Raw genomic sequence first — 23,645 nt, forward strand, 5'->3', positions numbered from 1 at the left:
CTAGATTGCAGCCTCATTTTTTGAATAAGCCGGCAATTCAATAATAAAACATGAACCATTCCCGAATTCGCTTTGAACACGCATCGAGCCTTTATGCAGTTCAATAATTTTTCGTGACAAAGATAAACCAAGACCTGTTCCTGCTGATTTTGTTGAAAAAAATGGATCGAAAACGTGATGGATAATGGTAGAAGGGATACCAGGTCCATTATCATGCACATAAATTTGAACGAGATTATTGTGCAATTTCGTTTCAATGTCTACCCGCAACGATTTTTCCGTTTTTGCTTCAATCGCATTGCGAAATAAGTTAATAAACACTTGCAACAATTGATTTTTGTCAATGTTAACAACGTATTGTTGTAGTTTTTCATCTAAATGATACGAAAGCTCTACGTTATGAAGAAGCGCTTCACTTTGTAACAAAAGATCTAAATCATGTCGAATAAATTCGTTTATTCCAATCCATTCTGCTTTTACTTCGCTCGGTTTTGCAACGTTTAAAAAATCTGTAATAATATCATTTGCTCGATCGAGTTCTGGAATGAGAAGTTGATCAATGAGAGTAACGATATGTTCAGGTAGTTGTTCTTTTAAAAACTGTAAATACCCTCTTACTGTCGTTAAAGGATTTCGAATTTCGTGAGCAATCCCGGCAGCAATCCGGCCAGCGATCGCTAGTTTCTCTGCTTCTTTTATTTGATTAAGCGATTGAAACATACTAATCACACGTTTAATCGACCCATCTTCGTTATATAAAATGCGCGTATTAATAATCCCGTAATATCGATCGAGCACTTCACAATTGTAAAGTGGCTGCTTCGTTCGCAATGTTTTTAACGTCATAATTTGTTCATCTGGGATGTTTAACAATTCGCGAATATGTTTGCCGATCATATCATCTCGGTTTACTCCAACATCGTTTGCTGCCTGTAAGTTACATAATGTAATTTTTCCTTCAGCGTCAACGAAAACAATATGATGAGAAACAAGGTCAAAAATAGGGGCTAAAAATTGTTCCACTTGTTCAAATGGATAGTCTCTTTGTAAATCAATATTCCATTGCAAAATGGGTGTTCTTTTCTCTTCCTTCTCTATTGTTTCAATCGTTGCAGAGGGAATATTTCTTTCTTTTTTTATTACTTTTCCGAGTTCATAATCAACGTATGAAAACGGAAAAGAAATGTGTTCCACAAAGCGTTTATATAACCGTATTTCTTCCTCGAGCTCATTTATTTTTTGTTTTAGTTGTTCATGACTTTCCATCCTTCTAACTCCTCATTTCACTATTCCTATGTTGAAGTTTAACGCAAAATTGACTAGTATGTAAATAAAATTTTATAAAACTATGTTCTAAATGAAAAGTGTGATAAATAACGAAACAGGAGAATAAGATGGAAAAGAATAAACGAGAAGGAGGGAAGAAGATGACACCTCAGTTTATGTCTTTCATCGATCCTTATGTTTATCAAACATTACAAACAATTAGAGGAAAAGAAGTCATCATTGAAACGGTGCGAGGAAATGTGCAAGGTGTTATTCAAGATGTAAAGCCTGATCATATTGTGTTAAAAAGTAGCGATACCTTCTTTTTTGTTCGCATCCAGCAAATCGTTTGGATTATGCCGAAATAAAAAGGAGGGGACTTGATGTTTACAAGAATAAACAAGCTTCAAATTGAGTTGCCAAAATCTACGTATGCGGACGCTAATGCCGCAGCGGCCGTTCAAGAGTTACTCGGTGGAAAGTTTGGAGAAATGTCAACATTAAACAATTACTTGTTTCAGTCATTCAATTTTCGGGAAAAGAAAAAATTGAAGCCTTTTTACGATTTAGTTGCAAGTATTACTGCAGAAGAATTAGGTCATGTGGAGCTCGTTACAACAGCTATAAACTTATGTTTAACAGGAACAACGCATGAAGGTGCCCCAGATATTACGCCAATGCAAAACGGGGTAGATCAACGAAATACGTATCATTTTATTGCAACTGCACAAACAGCATTGCCAGGAGATTCGATGGGAAAATCGTGGTCAGGTGACTACGTGTTCAATAGTGGGAATTTAGTATTAGATTTGTTGCACAATTTCTTTTTAGAGTGTGGGGCGCGTACACATAAAATGAGAGTATATGAGATGACCGATCATCCAGTCGCACGAGAAATGATCGGCTATTTACTTGTCCGAGGAGGTGTGCATGTTATCGCTTATGCCAAAGCGCTTCAAATTGTTACAGGGGTGGATGTCACAAAAATGTTGCCAATTCCGAATTTAAGTAACGATAAATTTGATGCGGCAAGAAAGTACGAGGCGCAAGGGTGGCATAGAAGACTATATACGTTTAGCGAACATGATTTTCAAGATGTTAAACAAATTTGGAAAGGAACACATCCGCTTGATGGAGGACAACTCGAAGTCATTCAAGGGACGCCAGCAGGTGCCCCAATTCCAGATTTAGAAGCAGTGGAGGAAACATTTGCCCCTGGTATTTCATACGAGGACTTTCTTGAAATTGCTAAGCGCCTGCAAAAATCAGCCGGCTTATAGGCTATGCTTTGTGCATAGCAATTTTTTTGGGCTAATTTTTATAATAAAACCATGTTCTAAATAATCAATAAAAAAGAAAAAGAAAACAAGACAGAATTGCATACGGATCTGTCAATCAAATATAATAAAGGAGACACAAAGGAGGATGAAAACTATTGATTACGCTACAACATATTCAAGAAGCTCAACAACGAATGAGAACAGTCGTTCACAAAACGCCTCTTGAATTTTCACAAACATTTAGTCGTTTATCGAATAATCGTGTATACATGAAGTTAGAAAATTTACAGAAAACAGGTTCATTTAAAGTGCGAGGATCTTACAACAAAATTATGTTGTTAAGTGATGAGGAAAAAAGTCGAGGAGTTATCGCAGCTTCAGCGGGTAATCACGCACAAGGAGTAGCCTATTCAAGCAACATGATTGGCATTCCGTGCACAATCGTCATGCCTAAAGGGGCGCCATTAAGTAAAATTCAAGCAACGCAAAGCTACGGGGCAAATGTCATTTTACACGGGGATGTGTTTGACGAATCGTTAGAATATGCTCGCAAACTTCAACAAGAAACAGGCGCAACGTTTGTTCACCCTTTTGACGATCCAGCTGTCATTGCCGGACAAGGAACGATCGGACTAGAATTATTCGGACAACTGGACGATATTGATGCAGTGGTTTGTCCGGTTGGGGGTGGGGGATTGCTAGCTGGTATAGCGATTGCGATGAAACAAAAAAATCCAGCTATTCGCGTATACGGCGTTGAATCCGCTGCTTGTGCCAGCACAACAGCAGCTAAACAACATAATCAACCGATTATCATTACTCCATCAAATACAATTGCGGACGGGATTGCTGTTAAGCGCATTGGGGATTTGGCATTTTCGTACATACAGAAATATGTCGATGATATCGTTTGTGTGGAAGAAACAGATATTTCACGAACAATGTTATATTTACTCGAACGAAATAAATTGCTCGTTGAAGGATCAGCGGCTTGCTCACTAGCAGCTTTATTGTATAAAAAAATCCCACTTGAAGGAAAAAATATTGTAGCCATTTTAAGTGGTGGAAATGTCGATGTCACACTCATTTCACGAATTATTGAACGAGGGCTCGTTGAATCAGGACGATTCGTCACATTTTCGACAGTCATTTCTGACAAACCAGGACAGTTAAATAAATTGTTGCGCATTATTGCCGATTTAGAAGCGAACGTCATGTCCATTGATCATCAACGAATGGGGACAAACGTTCTTCCAGGGCAAGCAGAAGTGCGATTTTCCCTCGAAACAAAAAATAGGGAGCATATTGATCAAATTCAGCGCGTGTTGATCGAATCTGGATACGCAATTCGTCGCCTTGATTAAAAACGTAAATCGTACATTTTTTTCTTCACGTAAAACAATGCTTTTAAAATGATGTCTTTTTTACTATTATTAAATTAAATAAACGATTGACATTAAAGGTGGGGAGAATAAATGAAGCAAATAGAGTTTTTTATCGTTCCGCACCCAAGGGGAACTGTACGAGTAGATGTATATAAAAAGAACGGGTCGTACGAAGCGCACGCCAAATTTAAAGATGTGGCTACAGCGCAAGCAAGCGGAAACGATAAACATTTTGCGGTATTACAAGCGCTACATGAACTTGCTAAATTTTTAAATAAATATAAAGGATCTTGAAGGAGGAATCAATGATGATTCATTTAAACTGGCATGAAAGACCAACGATAAAAACGGTTGTATGTAACCATACCAATGCCGAAAAGTACATCGTACATAACGTGTTAACACCAGGTAGAGAGTATGAAGTAAAAAATGAAACAGATGACTTTTATTTTATTATCGATAATCGAGGCAAAGTCGGGGGATATTATAAGCATTATTTTACAGAAAAAGCGGTGTAATGCCGCTTTTTTTCATTTTCTACACAACCTTCTCAAATAAATTTCACAATTGTGTACTATACTAGCTTACGGATTGAATGAAAATAAGGGGGATCGTTAGTAATGAAAAAATGGATCGTACTGTTAATCGGTGCACTTTTCCTCGCTCTAGCAGGATGTAACAATCAAGCGGAGGAAAAGCAAGAAGAAACAAAACAAACAGAGGAAAAACAAACAGAACAAAACAAGGAACAGTCAAATGAAGAAGATGTATTTGCGAAAGCAGCAATGGCTGAACCTGATGAAAACACTGTATGTGTGTTTTGTAACATGAAAGTATATCCGAAAGAACATGAACTCGGCAAATTTACAGCGAAATCTGCGACAGAAAACGGTGACGTCTTGTTTTTTGATGACATCGGATGTTTATTTAACTATGAGCGCGATCACGGGGAAGCTGCAAAGAAATATGTACGCGATTACAACACATTAGAATGGATTGAATTACAAAACGCGACAGTGGTGAAAGCTGACATTAAGACACCGATGAACTACGGATATGCGTTTTTTGCGAAGAAAGAAGACGCTGAAAAATTTGTAAGCGAACAACCGAATGCAACGATTGTATCTTGGGAAGATGTTGATCAAGTTGCTCATGAGCGTTATATGAAAAAGAAACAAATGATGCAAAATAAAAATGATGGACAAGGTCACGGTCATGGCGACAATATGCAACAAGATGGTCATCAAGATGGAAATATGAACAACGATGGACACAGCCATAATTAAAAAGCTGCCTTTCTGGCGGCTTTTTTATTTTTTTAGAAACTATTTACAACAACCGTATTATTTAATATAATACACTTATTACAGTTAGTACGGAAAAGAAAGGGGGGACGATATGTTTGATCTTGATTTACGAAGCCGAAAACCGATTTATGAACAACTGATCGAAAAAATGAAAGAAATGATTATTCACGATGTTCTGAAACCGAATGAGCAACTGCCATCTGTTCGTTTGCTCGCTAAACAGTTAACCATTAATCCAAATACGATTCAAAAAGCATATCGAGAATTAGAAAGAGAAGGGTACATTTACTCTATTCCCGGGAAAGGGAGTTTTGTTGCTAATAAAAAAGAGGCGATTTACGATGAAAAAGTAAAACAGCTAGAAGAAAGTATATTCAAACTATGTCAAGAAGCATTTTATATCGGGGTAAAAAAAGAGCAAATTTTTTCGATTGTTGAACGCGCAGAACGTGCGATGCGAGGAGGAGAGGAACTTGATTCAAATTAATCATGTAAGCAAGCGATTTGGAGAATTAGAGGCGATTAAAGATGTAACATTTTCCGTCACAAAAGGGTCGATCTATGGGTTACTTGGATCAAATGGTGCTGGAAAAACAACGCTGATGAAAATGATTGCAGGTATTTATAAACAAGACAAAGGAACGATTACTATTGATGGTGAGCCAATTTTCGAAAACATTAAGCAAAAAGAACGAATCATTTTTTTACCTGATGCACTCTATTTCTTCCCACATACAACAATTCGACAAATGGCTGACTTTTATCGTCATATATATCCAAAATGGAGCGAAGAACGTTTCCGCAACATGCAAGAACTATTCCCAATTGACGTAAACAAAAAAATTCACCGCATGTCAAAAGGAATGCAGCGACAAGTTGCATTTTGGTTAGCATTTTCTACTATGCCCGATGTGCTTATTTTAGACGAACCACTTGATGGACTAGATGCTGTCATGAGACAAAAAGTGAAAAACATTTTATTTCAGGACGTAGCAGAAAGAGAAATGACCGTTGTTATTTCTTCGCACAACTTATTTGAAGTAGAAGATTTATGTGACCGTATTGGCATGTTACACCACGGTTCGCTCATCATTGAAAAAGAGCTAGATAACTTGAAAACAAACATTCATAAAGTGCAGGTAGCGTTCCAAGGACAAATTCCTTTTTCTTTTCTACAACATATAGATGTCGTTTACCAAGAACAACGTGGTAGCGTTTTACTTTGTATCGTTCGTGGGGAAGAAGAACAAATCATTGCACATATTCAGAAACATGAGCCAATTTTGTTTGATTTATTACCATTAACGTTAGAAGAAATATTTATTTATGAAATGGGGGAACAAGGATATGCCATTGAAAACATTCTTGTTTAATCGTGGAATATTTACTCAAATTGTTCGCAACGTTGGATGGGTCTCGCTTATTTATCTCGTCGGTTTACTTTTTACTTTGCCTATTCATATTTTTATGATGAGCGAAAACAAAGATTGGCTTATACATCATCAAACAGGGCGCATATTTGATATTGGAAGTGTCATTCAGTTTTCGCTTATGTTCACACTTCCCATTTTGCTCGCTATTTTTTTATTTCGTTATATGCAAGTGAAGCGATCAGCTGACCACATGCATAGTCTACCAATTAAACGGGAGGTGCTATTTCTTCAACATATTGTTGTTGGAATGATTATTTTAATCGTACCCGTCGCAGTCATTGCAGTATGTTTAATCATGATGAAACCATTCCTTCCGATTTCTTTATATTCATTTAAACATGTAGCTATTTGGTTTGTTAGTACCGTTTCAATGAATTTATTATTATTTTCTGGAGCCGTGTTTGTTGGGATGCTTACTGGCATGTCCATTTTGCAAGGCATGTTCGCTTACATTCTCTTTTTCTTCCCTGCTGGAATATTTATTCTACTTATATTTAATTTGAAATATTTTTTGTACGGCTTTGCATACGAATATTATTTATCTTCTAGCTTGAATGAAATAGTTCCTTTTATTCAGGCACTAAATTGGTCGACAAAACAAATCCAACCGCTCGAAATATTGATATATACTGTGCTGACTTTTATGTTTTATGGACTTAGTATATGGTTGTACAAAAAACGACATATTGAAATGGCAACAGATGCGATTGTCTTTCGCCCACTCCGCCCGGTATTTACATACGGTTTCACGTTTTGTGTCATGCTTGTCGGTGGAGCATATTTTGGACAGATGCAGCAAAAGATGAGTTGGGTGATTTTTGGATACGTATCTTCATCATTATTTGGTTACATCATCGCCCGCATGATTTTAGCAAAAACGTGGCGTGTATTTAGTCGTTGGAAAGAATACGTGGGATATGTGGTATTTATGAGTATCGTTGGTTTATTATTTACATTTGATCTATTTGGATATAAGACGTACCAACCGTCATTAAACGAAATTGAACGAGCATATTTCGGTGACCACATATACTTTTTTGAAAACGATGAAATAGACGAGGAAAATGCCTTTTACTACGAAAAGGAAAATATTAGAAATATTTATTTATTTCATCAACACCTTATTGAACAACGAACATATCCAGTCAACGATAGACGGAACGTTGTTATCGGCTATGACTTAAAAAATGGAGAACGAATCGTTCGCGAATATACTGTTCCAACGAATTTATACAATCAATTTTATAAGCCGATTTTTAATTCCATTGAGTTCAAAAAGAATCATTATCCGATTTTACGTAAGACGAATTTTAAAGACGTCTTACAAATCAGAATTGGTTCAGAAGATAAAGTCGTTCGCTTGCAAGATCGTGATGATATTGAATCATTTTTAGCAGTCTTACAACAACAACTTTTACACGAAACATTTGATGAAACAACAATAAATCGCAGTTGGGGTACAATTAGCATTTTGTATGAAAAATACGAAGAACAAGGAATAGAGTGGAGAAAATCGTACCATCTCGTTGAACAATGGCTACAAGATCGCGGTTTATTACAACAAGCGAGAGTGACAGCGGATGATATTGCTGAAATCAAAATTATTAAAAACACAAAACAAGTTCCACAGTATGAGTGGACACCTGAAATGATTGAGCGAGAAAAAGCAAAAATGGTCGTTCATGATAAAGTGAAAATTGAACAATGCTTACAAATGGCTACTTGGGGAGAGGAAGATTATATTTTAGGTATTTACTATAAAAATGGCCGTATTGACATTCAGTCATTTTCAAAACATTTTGTTCCTCCATTCGTTCATTAAAAGACCTGCACGTTCAGTTCTTTTTCTTTGTTGGCAAACGAGGGGGATATTCGATAATATATTGTTGTTCATGATAAAAAATAGAGAGGTTGACTAGCTGTGAGAAAAATTGAACTGTTAGCGCCAGCGGGAGATTGGGATTGTCTTCGTGCTGCTGTTGCCAATGGAGCAGACGCAGTTTATTTTGGTGTGGATAAATATAATGCACGTGTACGGGCGAAAAACTTTCGTATGGAAGAATTAAAAGATGTGATGGCTTATTTGCATAAATACAATGTGCGTGGATATGTTACTTTTAATATTTTAGTGTTTGAAAATGAGCTAGAAGAAGCAAAGCAGCTCGTTGAAGCATGTATAGATGCAGGAGTAGATGCACTGATCGTCCAAGATTTAGGACTTGTTAAACTCATCCGCGATTTGTCGCCTGATTTTCCGATTCACGGATCAACACAAATGACTGTTACATCTCCAGAAGCTGTTGAATTTCTAAATCCTTACCACTTAGAAGTCGTTGTACTTGGTCGCGAAAATAATTTAACACACATTCAAAAAATTGCTGAGAAAACGAACGTTCCTTTAGAAGTATTTGTTCACGGAGCACTTTGTGTATCATATTCTGGGCAATGTTTGACGTCAGAAATGTGGGGTGGGCGTTCAGCCAATCGTGGAGAATGCGCCCAAGCTTGTCGCCTTCCATACGATTTAATCGTTGATGGCGAGCAAAAAGAAATGGGAAACGTCGCTTATTTACTTTCACCAAAAGACTTAGCTGCTCTTGATCTCGTTCCAGAACTTATCGAAGCAGGGGTAAGCACGTTTAAAATCGAAGGGCGATTAAAGTCACCAGAATATGTAGCAAATGTTGTCAGCAAATACCGAAAAGCTATTGATGAATATTTAGCAGGACGCCATTATACTCCTTCAACAGAGGAAATACGTGAACTACAACAAAGCTTTAGTCGAGGATTTACACATGGCTTTTTAAAAGGAACGAACAACAAACAGCTTGTTGATGGAACGTTTCCGAAAAGCCGTGGTGTATTTCTTGGAACGGTCAAAAAAGTATTAAAAGACGGTGTTTTATGCGAACTGCAAGCTCCGTTAAAACGTGGGGATGGCATCGTATTTGATGCAGGACGTCCAGAAGAAAAAGAAGAAGGCGGCCGCGTATACGATTTACGAAAACACGGAAAAAAAGTGGAAGGGGAAGTGGAAAAAGGTCTTGTTGAAATTGTCCCTGGCCGACATGACGTCAATTTAACGCGCGTGCGTGTAGGAAATCGCATTTGGAAAACGAGCGACCAAGAGCTTGATCGTCGTTTGCGTAAAACATTTGAAACCGAGCGACCATATCAGTTGTTTCCGCTAACTGTGCATGTGTACGGTGAAGCAGGAAAACCGCTCATTTCAACATGGCGCGATGAAACGACAGGCAATGAAGTAATCGTTCAATCTGAGCAAATGTTAGATGTTGCACAAAAGCGACCGCTCACATTAGATTTTATAAAAGAGCAATTCGGGAGATTAGGCGGAACGATTTTTGAATTAAAAGACGTTTATATGCATATGACAGACAATGTTATTCTTCCGGTTAAAGAATTAAACCGAATAAGAAGACAAGCCGTGGAACAGCTTATTGAAAAACGACAACGTCCGCGGCTATACATCAAGCAAGCCGTTGATTTAACATCTTCTTACCGACAAAAACAACGAGCAGAGAACCCTTCTTTAATGGCGCTTTGTCGTACGCTCGAACAAGTCGAAGCGGCATGTCATACAGATGTAGACATGGTGTATGCCGATTTCGAATTTACAACCGATTATCCGAAAGCTGTGCAGATTGCACGAACAACAAACAAACCGATCGCTTTAGCTACCCCGCGCATTCATATGCCTGGGGAAAATGGAATTTTAAGAGGGATTTTAAAAGCTGAGCCAGATGCCATTTTAGTTCGTAGTTTAGGAGCGGTGCAGTATTATACGAATCAATCAATAGAACAAACGTTAATCGGAGATTTTTCGCTTAACATCTCAAACCATCTGGCTGCACAGTTGTTTTTATCTCGAGGGCTCGATCGAATCACCCCTTCATACGATTTAAATATTCAACAAATGATTGATTTACTTGAAGCAGCACCAACAGAACATATCGAAATGGTTATTCACCAACATTTACCGATGTTTCACACTGAACATTGTGTATACTGTACATTTTTAAGTGAAGGAACCGATTTTACGAACTGTGGACGTCCATGCGAAAAACATCGTGTATCGTTGCGTGACCGTATTGGCATGCTTCATCCTGTTCGTGTGGATATCGGCTGCCGAAATACAGTGTACAATGCCATTGAACAATCTGGGGCAGAATATATTCCACACTTTTTATCCCTTGGTGTTCGCTCGTATCGTGTCGAGTTTTTGGAAGAGTCAGCGAAAAAAGTAGAAGAAGTCATCACATTATATCGCGAAGCGCTCGAAGGCAAACGGAGCGGAACAAGCGTATGGCGCACGTTAAAAGCCATTAATCAACTCGGCGTGACACGAGGACAACTCATCAAAAAATAAGCGGGCTCAAGCTCGCTTATTTTTTGTTATTTGTACATTTTGCTATAATAGTAAATGAACGAAAAAAGAAAGGGTGATTTGTATGCCAGCTGTTGAATCAAATATGTTTCCACTAGGAGAGAAAGCTCCATCGTTTGAACTTGTCAACGTGGTCAATGGACAAATCGTTCGGTTAGAAGACGTCAAATCAGACATTGCAACAGTAATCATGTTCATTTGCAATCATTGCCCATTTGTTAAACATGTTCAAGGGGAGCTTGTCCGTCTCGCCAACGATTATCTACCAAAAGGGATTTCATTTATTGCCATTAATTCGAATGATGTAGAAAAATATCCAGACGATTCGCCAGAAAAAATGAAAGAGGTAGCTGAACAATTTGGATATCCGTTTCCATACTTATTTGACGAAACACAAGAAGTAGCAAAAGCATATCAAGCTGCATGCACGCCAGACTTTTACATATTCAACGGTGCATTACAATGTGTTTACCGTGGTCAACTCGATGATTCACGACCAAGTAACGGAATCCCAGTGACTGGATCTTCTATTCGTACAGCTTTAGATGCATTGCTTTTAGGGAAACCTGTTCCGAAAGAACAGAAGCCAAGCATCGGTTGCAGCATCAAATGGAAAGAAAAATAAAAAAAACATTTGACATTTTTATTTCAAGCCTATATACTTAAGAAGTACCATTTCGTTCGTTATATCAATGATCGTTATAAGCTGCACCTTTGTCAGGTTCATCTTATAAGGACTTGACGAAAGTGTAGCTTTTGTTTTATGAGTAATGAAACGGTGGTCAATTTTTAAAATTGTTTTGGAGGAATTTCACATGAACACAGGTAAAGTAAAATGGTTTAACGCAGAAAAAGGTTTTGGATTCATTGAGACGGACGGAGGTACAGACGTATTCGTTCACTTCACAGCGATCCAAGGTACTGGATTCAAAACGTTGGAAGAAGGCGAAAAAGTAACATTTGACATCGTGAATGGCAACCGTGGGCCGCAAGCGGCAAACGTCCAAAAAGCATAAATAGTCAAACGTACGGGATCTCGCTTTTCGTGAGATCCCGTTTTTATATGCAACGAAACAAATTCTCACTGGCGCAGCTTCGGAGCTGCAAGGACGGAAGAGAGGTAGGGTTTCCGTCGTTTTTGTTTGTTCAACACGCTCATATCAAGAGTGTGTTTTTTTTTAAAAAAGATAAGAAAGTATAAAATTTTGAATTGATGTCTAGCTCCAAGCGCCATCGGCTCGAGTCGCTCCGCCCCACACTGCGGCGGCGACAGCCTCCTCGGTGGGGCTTGTGCGCTCTTCGCCGATAGGCGGCGCTTTGCGCTTTTCTTAATAAAAATACAGAAAATTTGATAAAAAACTATTGAAAAATGATGAATGATTCCATATAATAAACTCATGTTATAAAAATATACATAAGAATGTGAGGTAATGTGACATGAGTGAACTACTCGTCTCTGAACAAACAAACACTTCGACGCTTGAACAAATTAAAGAAATCATCAAACAAAAACATGTTGAACTATTACATTTACAATTTGTTGATATTGAAGGTGTTTTAAAGCACGTCACAGTGACAGCGGAACAACTAGATGATGTAGTAGAAGGAAAAATAATGTTTGATGGATCTTCTATCAAAGGTTTTTCGCCAATCAATCGCTCAGACTTATATTTACTTCCTGATTTACAAACATTTGCAGTACTACCATGGACAGTAGAAGCGGGGTATGCAGAAGCACGTTTTCTTTGCTCTGTGATGAATCCAGACGGAACGTTATTTGATGGCGATCCACGTAACGTATTGAAAAAAACAGTTGAACGAGCGAAACAAAAAGGATATACGATCTCCGTTGGTCCTGAATTAGAGTTTTTCTTGTTTAAAACAGATGAAAATGGAAATCCGACAACAACACCTCAAGATAACGGTGGCTATTTTGAGCCATCACCAAAAGATCTCGGTGAACGAGTTCGCTTAGACATTTATCGTGCATTAAAAGCAATGGGATTTACGATTGAGGCTTCGCATCATGAAGTGGCTGAAGGTCAACATGAAATTAACTTTAAATATGCGGATGCGCTTAGTTCCGCTGATAATGCAACAACATATAAATGGGTTGTAAAAACGATTGCTAAAAAATACGGATTGCATGCCACATTTATGCCAAAGCCGATTTTCGGTATTAACGGTTCAGGTATGCACGTAAACATTTCGCTATTTAAAGATGGAGAAAATGCGTTTTTTGATCCATCGGATGACAATCAATTATCTGAAACGGCATATCAATTTATTGCTGGTTTATTGCACAACGTAAAAAGTTTCGCAGCCATTACGAATCCATTAGTAAACTCATATAAACGTCTCGTCCCAGGATATGAAGCGCCTTGTTATATTGCGTGGTCGGCATCAAACCGCTCCGCATTAATTCGCATCCCTGCAAAACGAGGATTAGCAACACGCGTTGAACTTCGTTGTCCAGATCCATCTGCTAATCCGTATTTAGCGTTTGCAGTTATTGCTGAGGCAGGGCTTGATGGAGTAGAAAAAGAGCTCACTTGCCCAGCACCAATCGACGAAGATATTTTCCATATGACGAATGAACGTCGTAAAGAGCTTCGTATCGAAAACCTTCCAGGTAGTTTAGGGAAAGCGATTGAAGAATTAGAAAATGGAACGATTGGACGTCATACATTAGGCGACCATGTATTTAACGAGTATATCGCAATGAAAAAGAACGAATGGGATAGCTATCGAACAGCTGTTCATGCTTGGGAAATTGAACATTATCAAGCAAAATTTTAAAAGCGAGCGATTGTGCTCGCTTTTTTGCATGTTTTCATTATGTGTTTAAACAACAAATCGTTTATGATGATACATAGAACATAACGAAAGGGTGGTATTGTGTCTAAACGAATCATCGGGATGATTGTGGCGATTTGTGCTGCAACAACATTGCTATGGGCTATCGGCTTAATCGTCACTATTCAAGACCAATTTTTTTACGAAGCTTCCTCAGTAAAACAACCAAAGCAAACAACGTCAAACACAAAGAAAAACGATGCGCTTTCCATTGTCGCACTTGGCGATTCATTAACGCGCGGGACGGGAGATGAAACAGGAAAAGGATATGTTGGCTATGTTGTAGATGAACTAAAAAAACGGACAAATCAACATGTCCAATTCACCAATTTAGCTATTAAAGGACAACGATCTGCACAATTGATTGGCCAACTCAAACAAAAAGAAGTGCAACGTCAATTAAAAGAAGCCGACATCATTTTAATGACGATTGGAGGAAACGACTTATTTCGCGGTGGCGAAGCATTGAGAGACTTATCCACTACGCAATTAGAAAAAGAAAAAGAGAAATTTGCCCAACAGCTACGTACAATTTTTCAGCTTGTTCGCACAGTAAACAACGAAGCGCCCGTATTTTACATTGCTTTATATAATCCGTTCAATGATTTAGATAATGGGAAAGAAACATCTGCCGTTGTACGTAGTTGGAATTATGTGGCATCTGAAGTAGCAGCGGACTATCAATTCATCATTTGTGTTCCGACATATGATTTGTTTGAACTACAAGTAAACGACTATTTATATACAGATAAATTCCATCCTAATAAAGAAGGATATAAACGAATTGGTGAACGTGTTGCCTCACTTATTACGTTAACGAAAGGGGAAAAATAATGGAAGAAACGTTAGTTGTACAACATGTACGAAAAACAATCGGAAAAAAAGAAATTATTAAAGGGCTTTCGTTTTCCTTAAAAAAAGGAGAAGTGTTCGGCTTCTTAGGTCCAAATGGGGCAGGAAAGACAACGACTATTCGCATGCTCGTCGGGTTAATTCGACCGACATCTGGAAAGATTTCAATTTGCGGATATGATTTACAAAAACAATTTACAAAGGCGATCCAACATATAGGCTGTATTGTTGAAAACCCTGAACTTTATCCGTATTTAAGCGGTTGGGAAAATCTTGAACACTTCGCACGAATGGTTCCAGGAATTACAGCTCATCGCATTCAAGAAGTGGTTGAACTCGTCGGTCTACAAAATCGGATCCATGATCTTGTTCGTACGTATTCGCTCGGCATGCGTCAACGCCTCGGTATTGCACAAGCGCTACTTGGAAAACCGACGGTGCTTATTTTAGACGAACCTACAAACGGCTTAGATCCTGTCGGCATTCGTGAAATGAGACAGTTTATTCGCTCGCTTGCTGAAAAAGAACAGTTAAGTGTGCTCGTCTCATCGCATTTATTGAGTGAAATACAACTTATGTGCGATCGTGTGGCGATTATGTCGAAAGGTCAGATTATTCGTATTGATACGGTCGAACATTTACTACAAGAACAAGCTCGGACATATTGGAGCGTTGATCCGATAGATACAGCCAAACAAATACTACAAAATGAAACGACTTTGCTCGGTGAAAAAGATGGAGCGCTCGTGACAATCTATGAATCAAATGAAACGATTGCGCGTTGCAATGCTCGTTTAATTGAAGCAGGGGTATATGTCAGTGGAATTGAACGCAAACTTCCAACACTAGAAGACTTATTTATTGAATTAACGGGAGGGGAAACGATTGATTAATCTTGTATACAATGAAATGTTAAAAATTGTTCGTAAAAAACGCTTGTTTATTATCGCAGCGATCGTTGCTGTTCTCGTTAGCTTATTTACATACGCGCAATTTAAACAAATCGAAACGATTCGAGAACGGATCGGAACGACAGATTGGCGCACACAGCTACAACAACAAATCATCGACACACAAAACCGATTAAACTCAACAGGCATTTCTGAGGAATGGAAAAAGTTTCTTAAAATCCGTTTACAGCAACAACAATATTATTTAGACAACGATATTAATCCGATGGCACCGGGTGCTCCAACATTTATGCGCATGTTTATTGAAAACTCCATTGAGTTATTTTTACCGCTTCTCGTTATGGTCATTGCAGCTGATCTCGTTTCATCAGAGGCAAGTGGAGGAACAATCAAGCTGTTGTTGACACGTCCTGTGAAACGATGGAAAGTTTTAATGAGCAAATATATAGCGATGATTTTATCTACGTCGTTTATCGTATTTTCTGTCGCTCTATTATCATACGCTATCTCTGGCATTGTATTTGGATATGGTGGATGGAATTTGCCGCTTTTAACAGGATTTTCGGTTCAAGGTGAAGAACTAAATACAACAGCTGTTCATCTTATTCCGCAATGGAAATACTTACTTATTGAATTCGGGCTTGCTTTTTTTGTTTCGCTCGTCGTCGGTACGCTTACGTTTATGTTGTCCGTATTAATACGTAGTACAGCCGCGGTGATGGGAATTATGCTTGCTGCCCTTATTTCAGGTGCGATTTTATCAAGCATGGTATCATCGTGGGAGTCTGCGAAATATTTATTTATGGTAAATTTACGACTCACAAGTTATGTTAGTGGAACGGCGCCACCGATTGATGGGATGACACTTTCCTTTTCAATGACTGTGCTCGCCGTTTGGGCGCTTGGTGCACTGATCGTTTCTTTTTATGTATTTACGAAAAGGGATGTTTACTAATGAAAAAAAAGATTTATACGGTCATGGATGCATTACGACACCGAACACCAACGGTTATGGATTTCGACAAATACGCTACATATGCTGTTCTTCTTCCACTCATCCGTCAACACGATGATACATTTGTCTTATTTGAAGTGCGTTCATTTCAATTGCGTCGACAGCCAGGTGAAATTTGTTTTCCGGGTGGAAAAATGGATCCGTGTGATCAAAGTCCACAAGAAACAGCCATTCGGGAAACATGTGAAGAGTTGGGGATTGAAAAAGAACATATTACACATGTCGTTCCACTTGATTATGTGCTTTCACCGTTTGGTATGGTCATTTATCCGTTTGTTGCATTTGTGAATAACGCACACATGCAAATCAATAAAAAAGAAGTGGAAGATGTATTTACCGTCCCGTTATCTTTTTTTATTGAAACGAAACCAAAAATATATCGTGTTCAATTCGAACCAAAGCCCGAAGACGATTTCCCATTTGACGATATTCCTGGAGGAAGACAGTATAATTGGCGACCAAGGCAAATCGAAGAACATTTTTATTACTACAAAGACAAAGTCATTTGGGGATTAACCGCAAAAATTGTGTATCATTTCGTTAGACTTATTGAACAGATGAGGGGAGAATAAGTATGGGACAACCTGTTGATTTAGGATTTGGCATTTCACTTATTGATTTATATGATCTACAAACTGCCCAGCGAACAGGAGCATATGTTTTTCATGAAGAAGAAGTGACGATTATCGAAACAAGTGCGAGCCCTTCTATCCCGCATTTACTTAAAGGACTAGAAGCAATCTCTATTGATTTACACGACGTAAAAAACATTATCGTTACACATATTCATTTAGATCATGCTGGTGGGGCGGGGATGTTACTACAACATTGTCCAAATGCTCGCGTATTCGTTCATCCAAAAGGCATGCGCCATTTAGCTGACCCGTCTCGTCTCATTGCAGGGGCAAAAGCCGTTTATGGCCAATCGTTTGACGCTTTATTTGACCCGATTGTTCCAATTCCTGAAGACCGATTAATTGTAAAAGAAGATGGAGAAACGTTACAAATTGGAAAAAATCGTACACTAACGTTTCTTCATACACCGGGGCATGCGAATCACCATTTCTCTATTTATGATCAAACAAGTAACGGCATTTTTACAGGTGATACAGCCGGTGTCTTTTACCCTCAATTGCTTTCGTACGGTGTTGAGTTATACCTGCCGTCTACATCGCCAAATCAATTTGATCCCGAAGCGATGCGCACATCGATTGAAAGATTTATGACGTTACGTCCAGATCGTATATATTTTGGCCATTTTGGTATGTCAACACATACACAAGTAGTTTGGAATCAACTTCATTACTGGTTACCGCTCTTTGTGCAAATCGGTTATGATGTTGTAAATGAACAAATGAATCTATCTTTTACAGAAAAAACAGAGGCTGTGTCCAATCGTTTATTTGATCATATCCAAACATTTTTGCGCAAACAGCAAGTACCTGATGATGCCGATGTATATAAAATACTTCAGCTCGACTTACAAGTGTGTGCAATGGGTCTTGTTGACTATATAGAAAAACAAAAAAGGTAATTGACGACAAATCATGTTTTCGCTATAATTTCTTTGGCACCCCACTCATACGGAGGAGTACCCAAGTCCGGCTGAAGGGGTCGGTCTCGAAAACCGATAGGGGTGTCAAAGCCCGCGGGGGTTCGAATCCCCCCTCCTCCGCCATATCTCCTCTTTTATTCCTTCTTTGTGATCTTCAACTTTGTTTCTTTATTTCAATTGCGAGGATGTGACAATTTGAAAAAATATTATGTCGTTTGGGAAGGGGCGAAAACAGGCATTTTTTCTTCTTGGGACGAGTGTAAACCGTACGTTATTGGCGTTCCGGGGGCGAAATATCGCTCATTTCCATCGAAAGAAGAAGCAGAACAAGCATTTGCGTCTAGTCCGTTTGTAAACCGAACGAAAAAAAATAAAGCGCATGCAACAAACTATGTAGAGGAAAGCATTTGCGTAGATGCGGCATGTAGCGGAAATCCAGGATGGATGGAGTATCGAGGAGTACATACGAAAACAGGGAAAGAGTTGTTTCATGTTGGGCCGATGATCGGAACAAATAACATTGGGGAGTTTTTAGCCATTGTTCACGCATTAGCATGGTTACAACAACAAAACAAAAGTTTGCCGATTTATTCTGATTCGGCAACAGCTATCAAATGGGTAAAAGGAAAAAAGGCGAATACAACGCTCGTTCGCAACGCTGAAACAGAACGTGTCTGGCAACTTGTTGAGCGTGCTGAAGCGTGGTTGCGCACGCACCATTATACAAATGAAATTATGAAATGGGAAACCGAGCAATGGGGAGAAATTAAAGCAGATTTCGGACGAAAGTGAAAGGAGAGGGATATTAACCTTCTCCTTTTTGCATGTCATCGAGTTGTTGTTTTAGTTTTTGTTTATCCAATTGTTCACCGATGATAACAAAATGTAACGGGACATTCATTTCCTCTTTCATATAGAGCGGTGTACCGTATGCATACTGAAAGGAGTAAACTCCACTTGTATGAGTAAAACGTAAAAATCCTTTCATGCGGTAAATAGTATCAGGAAGTTGTCGTACCCAGTGTTCGAACACGTCTAAGTCAATTGGGCTTGCAAATGTATGTACGTATGTTTGAATGCGTAGTCTTTCGATGTTCATTCGCTCATGCTCGTTTCTCATCCGCTTCGATAACAAATGAATATCTTCGATTCGTACATTAGAAAACGTTGTGAAAATTGTGCGCGCTTCGCTGTTGATCGTTTGTAACTCAAACGATAATTTCGCTTGTTCATCTGGACGTAATATATCTGTCTTATTGACAATTAATACATCCGCGTGACGAACTTGTTCTTTTAACAACATTTGCAGAGGAATGGAGAGTTGTTGACGATTCACCCAACGTGTTGCGTCGATTGTCGTAATAATGCCTCCCATTTGAATGCGATCAGCAAACAATGGCGACATACACGCATCGAGCACTTCAACAGGATGAGCTACCCCTGTCGTTTCAACATAAATGACGTCTAACTCATGTTGTTGAAGAAGTGAATGAAGTTCTACTTCAAATTGATCTTGAATGGTGCAACATACACAGCCGCTTAATAACTCACTTAACACAGCATCTTTTGAAACCGCATGCGAATCAATAGATACTTGACCGATTTCATTCATTACCACCGCCACTTTCCGTCCACGTTCTTTTTCATTTTGTAGTAGTCGCCTTAATAATGTCGTTTTACCACTTCCAAGAAATCCGGATAAAATATATACCTCTGTATGCATAAAATACCCCTTTCTACATGTTCCTTTTTGATCATAGTCAAAAAAGACAAAAATCACAAGAAATAATTTTTCAAAAAAGTATTTACAAGCCTTTTTCTTTACAAAATCTTTACTTGTTTATATAAGTATATGCTTATATAATGATTAATGGATGAAGGAGGGAGGTATATGCAGCACATCGAAGAGACAGCAAATATGCTAAAGCTATTAGGCGATAAAACAAGATTAATGATTTTAGCTATATTAAGTGAAACTGATTGTTGTGTGTGTGAGCTTGTTGAGATGCTACAAATGAGTCAGCCAGCTATTAGCCAGCATTTACGAAAATTAAAAGACAACGATTTAGTGAAAGAGACAAAAAAAGCGCAATGGGTGTTTTATTCATTAAATAAACAACATGAATTTTATCCAATGATGAAATGCATTTTCGCTTATCTGCCAGATCCAAAAGAACACATTCGTCAACTTGAGAAAAAAGGAATGCGCATTCGTTGTGAATAAAAAGAGAGGAGTGGTTTTTTGCTTTCCGTTACTCTTGCATCATTGATTTTTCTTATTACCCTCGTTTTTGTCATTTGGCAACCGCGCAATTTATCCATTGGTTGGTCTGCCTGCGGTGGCGCCTTATTAGCATTGCTTGTTGGAGTCGTTGATTTCCAAGATGTTATGGATGTAACGAACATCGTTTGGAATGCGACGCTTGCTTTTATTGCGATTATCATTATTTCTTTAATTTTAGATGAGATTGGCTTCTTCGAATGGGCAGCGTTACATATGGCGCGTGCGGCTAAAGGAAATGGAATTAAAATGTTTATATTTGTTTCCATTCTCGGTGCACTCGTGGCGGCGTTTTTCGCAAACGATGGTGCCGCACTCATCTTAACACCGATCGTATTAGCCATGGTACGCGCATTACAATTTGATGAACGAAACGTATTGCCATTTATCTTAGCAAGTGGATTTATTGCGGATACGACATCGTTGCCGCTTGTTGTCAGCAACCTTGTCAATATTGTATCTGCAGACTTCTTCCGCATTAGTTTTGGTGAGTACGCATCGCGTATGATTGTTCCAAACTTTTTCTCGCTCGCGGCGAGCATCGGGGTGCTTTACTTATATTTTCGAAAGGACATTCCGAAACGCTACAATTTATCGCATATCAAACAACCATCTGAAGCGATTAAAGACGTGCGCATGTTTCGATTGTCGTGGATCGTTCTTGCGGTTTTATTAATCGGCTATTTTGTCGGTGAATTCGTAAACATCCCTGTCTCGTTTATTGCTGGTGCTGTCGCGTTATTGTTTTTATGGATGGGAAGACGGAGCCCAGCTGTACACGTGAAACAAATATTAAAGGGAGCACCGTGGGCTGTCGTCTTTTTCTCGATTGGGATGTATGTTGTTGTATACGGATTACGCAACGTAGGATTGACGACCATTCTAGCAGATATGATCGAAGCGGCCGCAAATCAAGGGCTGTTTATGGCGACGATTGCCATGGGGTTTATCGCAGCGATTTTATCGTCTGTTATGAACAACATGCCGACAGTCATGATTGATGCGCTAGCGATAGCTGATACGAATACGACGGGAATCATTCGGGAAGCGCTAATTTATGCAAATGTAATCGGTTCGGACTTAGGACCGAAAATTACGCCAATCGGTTCACTTGCTACACTTCTTTGGTTACATGTGCTTTCAACAAAAGGAGTAAAAATTACGTGGGGCACTTATTTTAAAAATGGTTTAATTTTAACCATCCCAACATTATTTATTACTCTCGTTGGGTTATATATATGGTTACTTATTATTCATTAAAAGGAGTCGATTGAAATGAAAAAAGTAATTTATTTCTTATGTACAGGGAACTCCTGCCGTAGCCAGATAGCAGAAGGATGGGCAAAAAAATATCTTGGTGACGAATGGGAAGCATATAGCGCCGGCATTGAGGCGCATGGTTTAAATCCGAACGCAGTCAAAGCGATGAAAGAAGTAGGAATCGATATTTCAAACCAAACATCAGACATTATCAATGAAGAGATTTTAAACAGAGCCGATTTAGTCGTTACATTATGTGGACATGCGGCAGATCATTGTCCAGTCACACCACCGCATGTCAAACGTGTTCATTGGGGATTTGACGATCCAGCTAAAGCAGAAGGAACAGAGGAAGAAAAATGGGCCGTCTTTCAACGCGTCCGCGATGAAATTGGGGCACGAATTAAACGATTTGCCGAAACGGGAGAATAAATAAGAGGAAAAACAAGAAGCCGGGAAGAAACGTCCTGGCTTCTTTTCTTAATATAACGAAAATATATTGTTTTCAGATAAAAAAGAGCATAAAATGATTAAAGTATAGTTTTTGTTGTTTTCGCTGTTATCCACCCTAAACGATATATATTTTACGAATAAGGGAGAGATGTTTTTGTGCCAGTAAAAAATATAAAAACGTATATTCTTTTATTTTTAACTGCTACGATTTGGGGTGGTGCCTTTGTTGCTGGAAAAATCGCAACGACGACTTTACATCCTGTGTCAGTTGCTTTTTTTCGCTTTTTCGGTGCTAGTTTGATTTTGTTTCCATTATTGTACTGGAAAGAGCCGAATAGACCAACTCCGACGAGAAAAGATTGGATCGTGTTAGCGCTCCTCGGTTTAACGGGAGTGTTTTTATACAACATTTTCTTTTTTATAGCTACAAAATATGCACCAATTGTCAAAAGCTCATTAGTCATTGCAGTCAATGCTCCATTGATTACATTGTTGTCTGCAATATTTTTGAAAGAAAGATTGAACGGAAGAAGTATATTTGGCATGTTGCTCGCTGTATTTGGGGCTGTATATATTATTACAAACGGTCATCCGTCCGTACTTATCGAAATCGGTGTTGCTCCGATCGATCTTGTGCTAGCAGGGGCATGTCTCAGCTGGAGTACATATTCGGTCATTGGAAAAGTGGCAATGAAAACATATAGTCCGCTTGCGGCAACAACGTACGCAACAGGTTTTGGAACGTTATTTTTAGCACCTTTTGCGCTATACTATACTTCTTTTACATCTGTCCAAATGAGTGGATGGGATGTGTGGTTAAGCGTACTGTACGTTGCCGTTGTCGTTTCGGCTATCAGCTTCGTTTGGTGGTATAACGGTATTCAAAAAGTCGGAGCTTCAACCGCTTCAGTTTTCATTAATGTCATGCCGATTTCTGCTACGGTGATGGGAACGATCTTTTTTAATGAACATTTGACAATCACTCATATCGTTGGAGCGGCGTTTGTATTTAGCGGTATTTTGTTTAACATTTACAGTAAACAAGAAAAAGTGATGTTCCCTCTCATTAAGAAAGGGGCGAATATATGATTTGGGGGCAGGGGAAATGTGGAAAGGATATAGCCTCGTATTGTTATCGGCAACGGGATTTGCGTTTATTCCCATCTTTGCATTATACGCATATGACAACGGTGTCACTGTGACAACTCTGTTGTTTTTACGCTTTGCATTGGCTGCGCTTTTCTTTTTTCTGTATTTATGGCTCTTCACCACAAGTTGTACTTGATCATTTAAGATCGGTGTGCATATAGAAAATAGGGGTACAAAAAATGCGAATTTTCCTGTATGGTAAAGGTGACCAAACCAAACCATTGGAGGAAAATTCGC

At 38.7% G+C, this 23,645-nt stretch carries 25 protein-coding genes and 1 tRNA gene; 24 read left to right on the forward strand and 2 right to left on the reverse strand.

The window, feature by feature from the left end:
• A complete protein-coding gene (locus ES017_RS12225; RefSeq protein ID WP_021094057.1) occupies positions 1-1,266 on the reverse strand; it encodes a two-component system sensor histidine kinase NtrB in 1,266 nt (421 codons plus the stop codon).
• A gap of 161 nt (positions 1,267-1,427) precedes the next feature.
• Between ES017_RS12225 and ES017_RS12230 the strand changes: the two genes are divergently transcribed.
• The 20 genes from ES017_RS12230 (at position 1,428) to ES017_RS12325 (ending at position 19,057) form a co-directional block, all read left to right on the forward strand.
• Positions 1,428-1,634, forward strand: coding sequence for a YuzF family protein (locus ES017_RS12230; RefSeq protein ID WP_035062942.1), 207 nt, complete (start codon positions 1,428-1,430; stop codon positions 1,632-1,634).
• Positions 1,635-1,649: 15 nt separating this feature from the next.
• Positions 1,650-2,546 (forward strand): manganese catalase family protein, encoded by an 897-nt coding sequence (locus ES017_RS12235; protein WP_021094055.1) that lies wholly within the window; start codon positions 1,650-1,652, stop codon positions 2,544-2,546.
• Positions 2,547-2,701: 155 nt separating this feature from the next.
• The gene (gene ilvA, locus ES017_RS12240) at positions 2,702-3,910 is read left to right on the forward strand and encodes a threonine ammonia-lyase (RefSeq protein ID WP_042536025.1); all 1,209 of its coding nucleotides are present in this window, start codon (positions 2,702-2,704) and stop codon (positions 3,908-3,910) included.
• Between the two features lie 111 nt (positions 3,911-4,021).
• A complete protein-coding gene (locus ES017_RS12245) occupies positions 4,022-4,225 on the forward strand; it encodes a hypothetical protein (protein WP_021094053.1) in 204 nt (67 codons plus the stop codon).
• A gap of 14 nt (positions 4,226-4,239) precedes the next feature.
• Positions 4,240-4,449 carry a DUF6501 family protein gene (locus tag ES017_RS12250; protein WP_035062968.1) on the forward strand — a complete coding sequence of 70 codons (210 nt, stop codon included), beginning with the start codon at positions 4,240-4,242 and terminating at the stop codon, positions 4,447-4,449.
• Between the two features lie 102 nt (positions 4,450-4,551).
• Complete coding sequence (locus ES017_RS12255; RefSeq protein WP_021094051.1) at positions 4,552-5,217, forward strand: nitrous oxide reductase accessory protein NosL; 666 nt, start codon at positions 4,552-4,554, stop codon at positions 5,215-5,217.
• 112 nt (positions 5,218-5,329) lie between these two features.
• Positions 5,330-5,725 carry a GntR family transcriptional regulator gene (locus tag ES017_RS12260; RefSeq protein ID WP_021094050.1) on the forward strand — a complete coding sequence of 132 codons (396 nt, stop codon included), beginning with the start codon at positions 5,330-5,332 and terminating at the stop codon, positions 5,723-5,725.
• Positions 5,712-6,611: an ABC transporter ATP-binding protein gene (locus ES017_RS12265; protein ID WP_021094049.1), complete on the forward strand. Its 900-nt coding sequence runs from the start codon at positions 5,712-5,714 to the stop codon at positions 6,609-6,611. The genes ES017_RS12260 and ES017_RS12265 overlap by 14 nt, the downstream gene beginning before the upstream one ends.
• Positions 6,586-8,493 (forward strand): DUF6449 domain-containing protein, encoded by a 1,908-nt coding sequence (locus ES017_RS12270; protein ID WP_021094048.1) that lies wholly within the window; start codon positions 6,586-6,588, stop codon positions 8,491-8,493. Before ES017_RS12265 ends, ES017_RS12270 begins: the two co-directional genes overlap by 26 nt.
• A 99-nt stretch (positions 8,494-8,592) precedes the next feature.
• Positions 8,593-11,058 (forward strand): U32 family peptidase, encoded by a 2,466-nt coding sequence (locus ES017_RS12275; RefSeq protein WP_042536031.1) that lies wholly within the window; start codon positions 8,593-8,595, stop codon positions 11,056-11,058.
• Between the two features lie 82 nt (positions 11,059-11,140).
• Positions 11,141-11,701 carry a thioredoxin family protein gene (locus ES017_RS12280; protein ID WP_021094046.1) on the forward strand — a complete coding sequence of 187 codons (561 nt, stop codon included), beginning with the start codon at positions 11,141-11,143 and terminating at the stop codon, positions 11,699-11,701.
• 190 nt (positions 11,702-11,891) lie between these two features.
• Complete coding sequence (locus tag ES017_RS12285; protein ID WP_003398700.1) at positions 11,892-12,092, forward strand: cold-shock protein; 201 nt, start codon at positions 11,892-11,894, stop codon at positions 12,090-12,092.
• A 421-nt stretch (positions 12,093-12,513) separates the two neighbouring features.
• Entirely contained in the window at positions 12,514-13,875 is a 1,362-nt protein-coding gene (gene glnA, locus ES017_RS12290) for a type I glutamate--ammonia ligase (protein WP_021095100.1), read from the forward strand.
• 99 nt (positions 13,876-13,974) lie between these two features.
• On the forward strand, positions 13,975-14,766 hold the full coding sequence (locus tag ES017_RS12295) for an SGNH/GDSL hydrolase family protein (RefSeq protein WP_021095099.1): 792 nt from the start codon (positions 13,975-13,977) through the stop codon (positions 14,764-14,766).
• Positions 14,766-15,677, forward strand: a complete 912-nt coding sequence (locus ES017_RS12300) for an ABC transporter ATP-binding protein (protein WP_021095098.1) — start codon at positions 14,766-14,768, stop codon at positions 15,675-15,677. The genes ES017_RS12295 and ES017_RS12300 overlap by 1 nt, the downstream gene beginning before the upstream one ends.
• Positions 15,670-16,650: an ABC transporter permease gene (locus ES017_RS12305; protein ID WP_021095097.1), complete on the forward strand. Its 981-nt coding sequence runs from the start codon at positions 15,670-15,672 to the stop codon at positions 16,648-16,650. The genes ES017_RS12300 and ES017_RS12305 overlap by 8 nt, the downstream gene beginning before the upstream one ends.
• Positions 16,650-17,282 (forward strand): NUDIX hydrolase, encoded by a 633-nt coding sequence (locus ES017_RS12310; RefSeq protein WP_021095096.1) that lies wholly within the window; start codon positions 16,650-16,652, stop codon positions 17,280-17,282. The genes ES017_RS12305 and ES017_RS12310 overlap by 1 nt, the downstream gene beginning before the upstream one ends.
• Before the next feature lie 2 nt (positions 17,283-17,284).
• Complete coding sequence (locus ES017_RS12315; RefSeq protein WP_042536034.1) at positions 17,285-18,244, forward strand: MBL fold metallo-hydrolase; 960 nt, start codon at positions 17,285-17,287, stop codon at positions 18,242-18,244.
• Positions 18,245-18,295: 51 nt separating this feature from the next.
• Positions 18,296-18,388, forward strand: a tRNA-Ser gene (locus ES017_RS12320).
• A gap of 72 nt (positions 18,389-18,460) precedes the next feature.
• Entirely contained in the window at positions 18,461-19,057 is a 597-nt protein-coding gene (locus tag ES017_RS12325) for a ribonuclease H1 domain-containing protein (RefSeq protein ID WP_042536036.1), read from the forward strand.
• A 13-nt stretch (positions 19,058-19,070) separates the two neighbouring features.
• Here ES017_RS12325 and ES017_RS12330 read toward each other — a convergent pair whose 3' ends face one another.
• Positions 19,071-19,988 (reverse strand): CobW family GTP-binding protein, encoded by a 918-nt coding sequence (locus ES017_RS12330; protein ID WP_042536038.1) that lies wholly within the window; start codon positions 19,986-19,988, stop codon positions 19,071-19,073.
• Between the two features lie 168 nt (positions 19,989-20,156).
• Between ES017_RS12330 and ES017_RS12335 the strand changes: the two genes are divergently transcribed.
• From ES017_RS12335 to ES017_RS12350, 4 genes are all read left to right on the forward strand, one after another.
• Positions 20,157-20,489, forward strand: a complete 333-nt coding sequence (locus tag ES017_RS12335; RefSeq protein WP_021095091.1) for an ArsR/SmtB family transcription factor — start codon at positions 20,157-20,159, stop codon at positions 20,487-20,489.
• An 18-nt stretch (positions 20,490-20,507) separates the two neighbouring features.
• Positions 20,508-21,806 carry an arsenic transporter gene (locus tag ES017_RS12340; protein ID WP_021095090.1) on the forward strand — a complete coding sequence of 433 codons (1,299 nt, stop codon included), beginning with the start codon at positions 20,508-20,510 and terminating at the stop codon, positions 21,804-21,806.
• A 15-nt stretch (positions 21,807-21,821) separates the two neighbouring features.
• Positions 21,822-22,238: an arsenate reductase (thioredoxin) gene (arsC, locus tag ES017_RS12345; RefSeq protein ID WP_021095089.1), complete on the forward strand. Its 417-nt coding sequence runs from the start codon at positions 21,822-21,824 to the stop codon at positions 22,236-22,238.
• A 177-nt stretch (positions 22,239-22,415) separates the two neighbouring features.
• The gene (locus ES017_RS12350; RefSeq protein WP_021095088.1) at positions 22,416-23,348 is read left to right on the forward strand and encodes a DMT family transporter; all 933 of its coding nucleotides are present in this window, start codon (positions 22,416-22,418) and stop codon (positions 23,346-23,348) included.
• Positions 23,349-23,645 lie beyond the last annotated feature (297 nt).

This window comes from Anoxybacillus sp. EFIL (assembly GCF_013096955.1).
Taxonomy (GTDB): Bacteria; Bacillota; Bacilli; order Bacillales; family Anoxybacillaceae; genus Anoxybacillus; species Anoxybacillus ayderensis.

Coding starts and splice junctions, on each gene's coding strand:
- ES017_RS12225 (WP_021094057.1), bottom strand. CDS start 1,266: ATGGAAAGTCATGAACAACTAAAACAAAAAATAAATGAGCTCGAGGAA.
- ES017_RS12230 (WP_035062942.1), top strand. CDS start 1,428: ATGACACCTCAGTTTATGTCTTTCATCGATCCTTATGTTTATCAAACA.
- ES017_RS12235 (WP_021094055.1), top strand. CDS start 1,650: ATGTTTACAAGAATAAACAAGCTTCAAATTGAGTTGCCAAAATCTACG.
- ES017_RS12245 (WP_021094053.1), top strand. CDS start 4,022: ATGAAGCAAATAGAGTTTTTTATCGTTCCGCACCCAAGGGGAACTGTA.
- ES017_RS12250 (WP_035062968.1), top strand. CDS start 4,240: ATGATTCATTTAAACTGGCATGAAAGACCAACGATAAAAACGGTTGTA.
- ES017_RS12255 (WP_021094051.1), top strand. CDS start 4,552: ATGAAAAAATGGATCGTACTGTTAATCGGTGCACTTTTCCTCGCTCTA.
- ES017_RS12260 (WP_021094050.1), top strand. CDS start 5,330: ATGTTTGATCTTGATTTACGAAGCCGAAAACCGATTTATGAACAACTG.
- ES017_RS12270 (WP_021094048.1), top strand. CDS start 6,586: ATGCCATTGAAAACATTCTTGTTTAATCGTGGAATATTTACTCAAATT.
- ES017_RS12280 (WP_021094046.1), top strand. CDS start 11,141: ATGCCAGCTGTTGAATCAAATATGTTTCCACTAGGAGAGAAAGCTCCA.
- ES017_RS12285 (WP_003398700.1), top strand. CDS start 11,892: ATGAACACAGGTAAAGTAAAATGGTTTAACGCAGAAAAAGGTTTTGGA.
- glnA (WP_021095100.1), top strand. CDS start 12,514: ATGAGTGAACTACTCGTCTCTGAACAAACAAACACTTCGACGCTTGAA.
- ES017_RS12300 (WP_021095098.1), top strand. CDS start 14,766: ATGGAAGAAACGTTAGTTGTACAACATGTACGAAAAACAATCGGAAAA.
- ES017_RS12310 (WP_021095096.1), top strand. CDS start 16,650: ATGAAAAAAAAGATTTATACGGTCATGGATGCATTACGACACCGAACA.
- ES017_RS12315 (WP_042536034.1), top strand. CDS start 17,285: ATGGGACAACCTGTTGATTTAGGATTTGGCATTTCACTTATTGATTTA.
- ES017_RS12330 (WP_042536038.1), bottom strand. CDS start 19,988: ATGCATACAGAGGTATATATTTTATCCGGATTTCTTGGAAGTGGTAAA.
- ES017_RS12335 (WP_021095091.1), top strand. CDS start 20,157: ATGCAGCACATCGAAGAGACAGCAAATATGCTAAAGCTATTAGGCGAT.
- arsC (WP_021095089.1), top strand. CDS start 21,822: ATGAAAAAAGTAATTTATTTCTTATGTACAGGGAACTCCTGCCGTAGC.